Annotated in this window: 1 protein-coding gene; it reads right to left on the bottom strand. The window is 23.4% G+C overall.

The window, feature by feature from the left end; genetic code table 11:
* Positions 1-54: 54 nt before the first annotated feature.
* The gene (locus tag AMO19_RS08335) at positions 55-204 is read right to left on the bottom strand and encodes a hypothetical protein (RefSeq protein ID WP_179850451.1); all 150 of its coding nucleotides are present in this window, start codon (positions 202-204) and stop codon (positions 55-57) included.
* Positions 205-261 lie beyond the last annotated feature (57 nt).

Below are 261 nucleotides of genomic sequence, written 5' to 3'. Positions count from 1 at the left end.
TTAGCTAAATTTAATTTCTTATTATTTTAGATCGACTGTCAATCAATATAAATTTTAATTTTCATCCACTACTTTTCCACCATATTCTCTTGCTATTACATCTAAACACTTAAGAATATCTTTGTTTTTTAATAGATCTGTTTGCTCTAAATAATTAAGGAGAGTTCTTATTTGTTCAATAGTATTTTCTTCTAATTCCTTCATTAGTAATTAATTCCTTTATGACATTAAAGATAGCAATCATAAGATTATTCTCTAAAT

This window comes from Prochlorococcus marinus (genome assembly GCF_001180245.1).
GTDB lineage: Bacteria > Cyanobacteriota > Cyanobacteriia > PCC-6307 > Cyanobiaceae > Prochlorococcus_A > Prochlorococcus_A marinus_F.
This window is presented reverse-complemented; position numbering and strand designations above follow the sequence as displayed.

Excerpts from the sequence above, each read along its gene's own strand:
- AMO19_RS08335 (WP_179850451.1), bottom strand. The coding sequence starts at position 204 with ATGAAGGAATTAGAAGAAAATACTATTGAACAAATAAGAACTCTCCTT.